Source organism: Nocardiopsis lambiniae (assembly GCF_031845465.1).
Classification (GTDB): domain Bacteria; phylum Actinomycetota; class Actinomycetes; order Streptosporangiales; family Streptosporangiaceae; genus Nocardiopsis; species Nocardiopsis lambiniae.
The window spans coordinates 128,611-135,103 of sequence record NZ_JAVREP010000014.1 but is presented as its reverse complement, the minus strand read 5'-3'; the positions used below and the strand labels follow the sequence as shown (position 1 = coordinate 135,103).

5 protein-coding genes are annotated in these 6,493 nt (G+C 68.6%); 3 read left to right on the top strand and 2 right to left on the bottom strand.

Going from position 1 to position 6,493, the window contains the following annotated elements:
• Positions 1-497: ATP-binding protein (locus RM479_RS20015; protein WP_311513261.1), on the bottom strand; the 497-nt coding region annotated here is incomplete at its 3' end.
• 175 nt (positions 498-672) lie between these two features.
• Entirely contained in the window at positions 673-2,025 is a 1,353-nt protein-coding gene (hisS, locus tag RM479_RS20010; protein ID WP_311513260.1) for a histidine--tRNA ligase, read from the bottom strand.
• Between the two features lie 717 nt (positions 2,026-2,742).
• On the opposite strand from hisS, the gene RM479_RS20005 reads away from it, so the two are divergent.
• The 3 genes from RM479_RS20005 to RM479_RS19995 all read left to right on the top strand — a co-directional run bounded on the left by RM479_RS20005 (position 2,743) and on the right by RM479_RS19995 (position 6,231).
• The gene (locus tag RM479_RS20005; RefSeq protein WP_311513259.1) at positions 2,743-3,360 is read left to right on the top strand and encodes a GTP-binding protein; all 618 of its coding nucleotides are present in this window, start codon (positions 2,743-2,745) and stop codon (positions 3,358-3,360) included.
• Between the two features lie 107 nt (positions 3,361-3,467).
• Entirely contained in the window at positions 3,468-5,774 is a 2,307-nt protein-coding gene (gene secA2 / locus RM479_RS20000; RefSeq protein ID WP_311513258.1) for an accessory Sec system translocase SecA2, read from the top strand.
• Between the two features lie 154 nt (positions 5,775-5,928).
• A complete protein-coding gene (locus RM479_RS19995) occupies positions 5,929-6,231 on the top strand; it encodes a DUF6406 domain-containing protein (protein WP_274808850.1) in 303 nt (100 codons plus the stop codon).
• Positions 6,232-6,493 lie beyond the last annotated feature (262 nt).

Here is a 6,493-nt window from a genome sequence, read left to right as displayed (position 1 = left end):
GGCAGCGACAGCGGGGGCACCCGCCAGATGCTCTCCTCGGGCACGTGCAGCGGCTGCCGGCTGGTGGTCAGGATCCGCACCCGGGGACAGTCGCGCAGCACCGCCCGGCACAGCCGGCCGATCGCGTCGACGGCGTGCTCACAGGTGTCCAGGAACAGCAGCAGACTCTGGGTGCGCAGCGCGGTGATGACGGCGTCGGTCATCGTGCGGGCGTCGTCCTCGACCGCCTGGAGGACCCCGGCCACGGCGCGCAGCACCTGGTCCTCGGTGGAGGCCTCGCTCAGATCGACGAAGCGCACCCCGTCGGGGAACCGGCGTATCACCCGCTCGGCCAGGTGCAGGGCCAGCCTGGTCTTGCCGATCCCGCCGGTCCCGGTCAGCGTGACCATCCGGGCGGTGCCCAGGAGGCGGCCCAGATCGACGATGTCGCGTTCACGGCCGACGAAGCGGATGAACTCGCCGGCGGACAGGGGCAGGTTGTGGCGAGGAGGAGACATGGCCTCGATTACTAGGGCACCGAACGGCCCACGACACGGATCGGTCCGGACCCGGGCGCGGAGAACAGCTTGCATCAGTGTCGCATCCCCTACCCGAACCTGTCCCGGGAATGGCCGGTTCCGGCATGAGCGGTCGGAAACCGCCCATGCCGGTCGCTTCCGCGTCGCGGAGCGGCTACTCTGTGCCGTCTTCCGGGCCGCCTTCCGGGCCGCCGGTCGGGGTCCAGGTCGCCGGGTCGGCGGCGGCCTGTTCCCCGCTGCCCATGTCCTTGACCTCGTGGTCGCCGTCCTCGTCGAAGGGCGGGAACCACACGAAGGGGATGCCCTTCTTCGAGGCGTACTGGATCTGCTTGCCGACCTTGGCGGTGGAGTGGAACACCTCGGTGTTGAACCCGCGCGAGCGCAGCAGCTCACCCGTGGCCAGGGCCTCGCGACGACGCTCGGCGTCGGGCACCACCACCATGACGTCGGTCGGGCAGACCCGGCCGCCCTCGATCCGGCCCTCGGCGACGAGCTTGGCGAAGATCCGGGTCAGGCCGATGGAGATGCCCACACCCGGCAGCCTGCGCCGGATGAACTGCCCGGCCAGGTCCTCGTAGCGACCGCCCGCGCAGATGCTGCCGTAGCCGGGGTCGTCGTCGAAGGACGCCTCGTAGACCGTGCCGGTGTAGTAGTCCAGCCCGCGCGCGATCGACAGGTCCGCCACCACCGCGCCCTCGGGCAGGTCGGCCAGGTCGTCCATGACGAACGTCAGCTCCTCCAGCCCCTCCTCCAGGAGGGGTGAGGACACGCCCAGATCACGCACCCGGGCGGGTACGTCCGCGCCGGTGCCGCGGATCCGGGCCAGCGCGAGGCAGGCCCCGGCCTGGTCGTCGGTCAGCCCGGCCTCGACCAGGATCGCCCGGACCCCGGCGTCGCCGATCTTGTGGAGCTTGTCCACGGCGCGGATGACCGTGATCGGGTCCTTGACGCCCAGACCCTCGTAGAAGCCCTGGAGGACCTTGCGGTTGTTGACGTTGAGCGTCCAGGCCGGGATGTCCAGGCCGCTGAGCACCCGGTGCACGATGCGCGGCAGCTCGGCATCGAAGTGCAGCGGTACGGAGTCGACGTTGATGACGTCGATGTCGCACTGGGTGAACTCGCGGAAACGCCCCTCCTGCGGTCGTTCGCCCCGCCACACGCGCTGCATCTGGTAGCGCTTGAAAGGGAACGTCAACTCGTTGAAGTGCTGGGCGACGTACCGGGCGAAGGGCACCGTCAGGTCGAAGTGCAACCCCAGCCTGGCATCGGATTCGTCCTTGGGGTCGGCCTGGAGACGGTGCAGGGTGTAGACCTCCTGGGAGGTCTCGCCCTTGGCCATCAGCACGTCCAGGTTCTCCACGGACGGGGTCTCCACGGACGCGAAGCCGAAGGACTCGAATCCGGCGCGGATATGGTCCAGCCAGCGCTGCTCCACGGCCCGGACCCGAGGGGTCCATTCGGGGAAGCCACTGATGGGGGCGGGGCGGACGACGCGCTGATCGGACATGCGGAGTTCTCGGCTCCCTGGAAGTCGTATCGGGAAGGGCGCCTCGCGAGACGGAACGGAGGCGTGCCCATCCTACGACCAACCGGGGCGTGTGCCGGGGGATCCGGGCATGGCCACCACCGGCCCACGTGGACGGTTGTGGGCCGGTGGGGCTCCGGCGAACGGTCGGGACCGGTGGCGACCGCTCCGACGCCGAAGAGCGAGACGTCGGTGGCCGGTCGCGTCCGGGGACGTCGCCGACGGCTCTCGCGGGGCGGTCGGGTGCTCGTGCCAGGAGTCGGTTCCGCGACCGCGTACGTCATGCGGGAGCCCTGCCTCCACCGTAGACGCAGTGGACGGTGCCGGACAGGGATCGGCGCGGCCGAAAGCGGCCGAAAACGGTCGCTCACAATGTCGTAAAGTCCCTCCCCCGGGGTAGGGGAGTGTGCTTGCATGATCACGCTCGGTTCCCGGAAGGGGACGCACCGCCATCGAACCTCCTTCAGAGGTCCGATGGTCCTTCGTCCTGCCCGGGATCCGTCCCTCCGATGATGTGAGAAAGCGGACCCGCGCCACCACTGTGCCAAAACGCCGTCCAAAACGGCCGTCCGGTGTTAGGTTCCAGGAGCGGCGACCCTCGCGGGGGTATCGGACCCGAGAGCGCCGTGCCCCTCGAAAGACCGGGCCGTGCGGGTCCCATCCGTTCGTTCGGCCCCGGCACTCTCGCTAGGACTAACTGTGATCGATCCAGCCAAAAGCACGAACGATGTCCACGCCCCCGGCGCACTGTCGACGAAGATCATCATCGCCGGCGGCTTCGGCGTCGGTAAGACCACGTTCGTCGGTGCCGTCTCGGAGATCCCGCCGGTGCGCACCGAGGCCGCGGTCACCGCGGCCAGTGTCGGGGTCGACGACCTCTCGCACACTCCGGACAAGACCAGTACGACGGTGGCGATGGACTTCGGCCGCATCTCACTGGACACCGACCTGACCCTGTTCCTGTTCGGAACGCCCGGGCAGCAACGGTTCTGGTTCATGTGGGACGACCTGGTGCGCGGGGCCCTGGGGGCGGTGATCCTGGCCGACACCCGCAGATTGGAGGACACCTTCCAGGCGCTGGACTACTTCGAGCGCCAGTACCGGTTGCCCTTCGTCGTCGCCGTCAACGAGTTCGATCCCGAGGGGCTCTACAGCGCGGAGGAGCTGCGCGACGCCCTCGACCTCACCCCCGACGTCCCGGTCGTGCGCTGTGACGCCCGTGACCGCAAGTCCGTCGTGCGCGTGCTCGTCACCCTCGTCAAACACGCCATGGCGGTGGAGGCCCGTCAACGCGGCCGACGCCAACTCGTCTACTGATCCGGACCGGCCGGCCGCCCGTGCCGTGCGGCCGGTTCCCCGAACGTGTGCGTTCGGGGTCTTGTGAGGTGTGTGTCCGGCGTTACCCTGTGGGGGTGTTCGGACGAATGGCGGAAAGCGTGCGCCGTCTGCTGGGTAAGCCCGGCGCGGTGGATCTGCGGCCTTATACCAAGCTCCTGTCGGCGATCGAGGCCGAGGAGGATGGTCTGCGTGAGCTCGACGACACCGAGCTGACGGACAAGGCCATCGAACTCGGCAACGCCGACCTCCCCTACGGACGCGACGACCTCGTGTCGCTCTGCGCGGTCGGCCGCGAGGCGGCCCGGCGCGCCCTCGACGAGCGTCCCTTCGACGTGCAGTTGCTGGGCGTCATGGCCCTGCTCGACGGTCACGTCGCGGAGATGGCCACCGGTGAGGGCAAGACCCTGACCGGTGCCCTGGCCGCGGCGGGCTTCGCCCTGCGCGGCCGGCGCGTCCACGTCATGAGTGTCAACGACTATCTCGCCCGCCGTGACGCGGAGTGGATGAAACCGCTCTACGACATGCTCGGCGTCACCGTCGGCTGGATCACCGAGGAGTCCACGACCGCGGAACGGCGTGACGCCTACTCCTGTGACGTCACCTACGCCCCGGTCAGCGAACTGGGCTTCGACGTCCTGCGCGACCGCATGGTCACCGACGTCGCCGACCGGGTCGTTCCCGCACCCCACATCGCCATCATCGACGAGGCCGACTCGGTGCTCGTCGACGAGGCCCGGGTCCCCCTGGTCCTGGCCGGCGCGGCCGAGCGGGTCGACGCCGACGTGGAGATGGCCGACGTCGTACGCGTCCTCAAGCCGCGCCTCCACTACGAGATCGACTCCGAGGGCCGCAACGTCCAGCTCACCGACGCCGGCATCGACGTGGTGGAGAAGGCGCTGGGCGGCGTGGACCTGTACGCGGACTCGGAGGAGGAGTCCTCGCTCCTGCCCCAGGTCAACCTGGCGCTGCACGCCCACGTGCTGCTCCAGCGCGACGTGCACTACGTGGTGCGCGACGGCGAGGTCCGCATCATCAACGAGTCCCGCGGTCGCATCGCCCTGCTCCAGCGTTGGCCCGACGGCCTCCAGGCGGCGGTCGAGGCCAAGGAGAAGGTCGCGGTCAGCGAGACCGGCGAGGTGCTGGACTCCATCACCGTCCAGTCGTTGATCCTGCGCTACCCGACCCGGGCCGGCATGACCGGTACCGCGATGGCCGTCGCCGACCAGCTCCGCGAGTTCTACGAGCTGGAGGTCGCCGTCATCCCCTCCAACAAGCCGAACGTCCGGCAGGACCACGGCACCCACCTCCACGCCACGCGCGAGGAGAAGGAGGACGCGCTCCTCGCGGAGGTCGAGGAGGTGCACGCCACCGGGCGTCCCATCCTCATCGGCACCCAGGACGTCGCCGAGTCCGAGCGGTTGGCCGACCGGTTGCGCAAGGCCGGCCTGGAGTGCGTGGTCCTCAACGCCAAGAACGACGCCGACGAGGCCGCCGTCATCGCCGAGGCGGGCACGTACGGTGCCATCACCGTCTCGACCCAGATGGCCGGACGCGGTACCGACATCCGGTTGGGCGGCAGCGACATGGCCGACCGCGAACGCGTGGTCGAGGCCGGTGGTCTGTACGTGATGGGCTTCGGCCGCTACCCCAGCAGCCGCCTCGACGGCCAGTTGCGCGGTCGCGCCGGCCGCCAGGGCGACCCGGGCGACTCGATGTTCTTCGTCAGCATGGACGACGACCTGGTGGTCAACAACGCCTCGGAGACCTCCGGTTACACCACCGACGACCACGGCGAGATCACCGACCCGGCCTGGTTGTCCATGGTCGATCACGCCCAGCGGGTCGCCGAGGGGCAGCTGCTGGAGGTGCACCGCAACACCTGGCGCTACAACCAGCTCATCGACGTGCAGCGCGACGTGGTCCTGGAACACCGCGAACTGGTCCTCTCCGGTGACGAGGGCGACCGGCACGTCAAGAAGGACCGGCCGAAGGAGCACGGGGCGCTGGTCGAGGAGGTGGGCGAGGAGAAGGTCGCCGAGGCGGCCCGGCTCGTCACCCTGTACCACCTGGACCGCGGCTGGACCGATCACAACGCCTTCCTGGCGGAGCTGCGCGAGGGTATCCACCTGCGCTTCCTGGGGCGCCGTGACCCCTTGGACGAGTTCAACCGCGACGCGGTGCCCGTCTTCAAGGGCTTCCTGGACGAGGCGCGCGCCCGGGCGGCGGAGAGCTTCGGCGAACTGGAGGTCCGGGACGGCGAACTCGACGTCTCCACGGTGGGCGTCAAGCGTCCGTCGATGACGTGGACGTACATGGTCCACGACCACCCGTTCAGCTCGGCGATCGAGGCCCTGGCGGGGCGGGTCAAGGGGCTGATGGGCAAGGGCCGGTAACCCCGGAATCATCCTCCTTCTTTTTTCGGGTGCGGGTCGGGACTTTGGTCCCGGCCCGCACTTACTTTTGTCGGCTACTCTGCTGAAAAGCCTCCATGGAGGCCGAATCGCCATGCACAATTGACGCGGCCGGGTTAACATGGCTGCGTTTTCTATGGAATCCGAGACGGTTGGGGCAGAATCCACTGTGGTCCACGAAATCGGCGCGCAGGAAAAGATCAGTTACGGACGCAACGACCGCTTCCTCGGCGGTCCGGTGGGCGGTGGCCAGTTCTGGATCGACGAGACGGGCCGATCGGTGGCCAAGATCGGCGGACCCAAGGAGTGGCGCCCCACACCGATGATCGATGTCCGGGTGGGCGATGTGTTCAGTGTCGGGGGCCAGGTCTGGCGGGTCACCGATATCGTCGACGCCGAGTCCACTTCCGCTTATCTGCTGGCCACGCGCGTTAGTTGAGAACAGTGCCCGGGAGTTCACCCCGGGTTGATCTTCCTTGTTTGCTTGAGTCGGGAATCGCAACCTCGTGCAACCTTTTCGAGAAAGGTCGCGGAGAGTGGCGGTTCCCGATTTCCATGCCACTCCCGTTCTCTCCGGGTGAGCGCCCGGTGACGTTGCGCGCCGATGCCGGCGCAGGTCATCCCGGGCTTTTCGGTCGGCGTCGAGGCGAATCGAGACGTTCCGGTTATCTGAAGGAGGGTGTTCGCGTTACCGCTGCCTC

What these genes read in the sequence shown, in the direction of transcription:
- hisS (WP_311513260.1), bottom strand. Translation starts at nt 2,025, where the DNA reads ATGTCCGATCAGCGCGTCGTCCGCCCCGCCCCCATCAGTGGCTTCCCC.
- secA2 (WP_311513258.1), top strand. Translation starts at nt 3,468, where the DNA reads ATGGCGGAAAGCGTGCGCCGTCTGCTGGGTAAGCCCGGCGCGGTGGAT.
- RM479_RS19995 (WP_274808850.1), top strand. Translation starts at nt 5,929, where the DNA reads ATGGAATCCGAGACGGTTGGGGCAGAATCCACTGTGGTCCACGAAATC.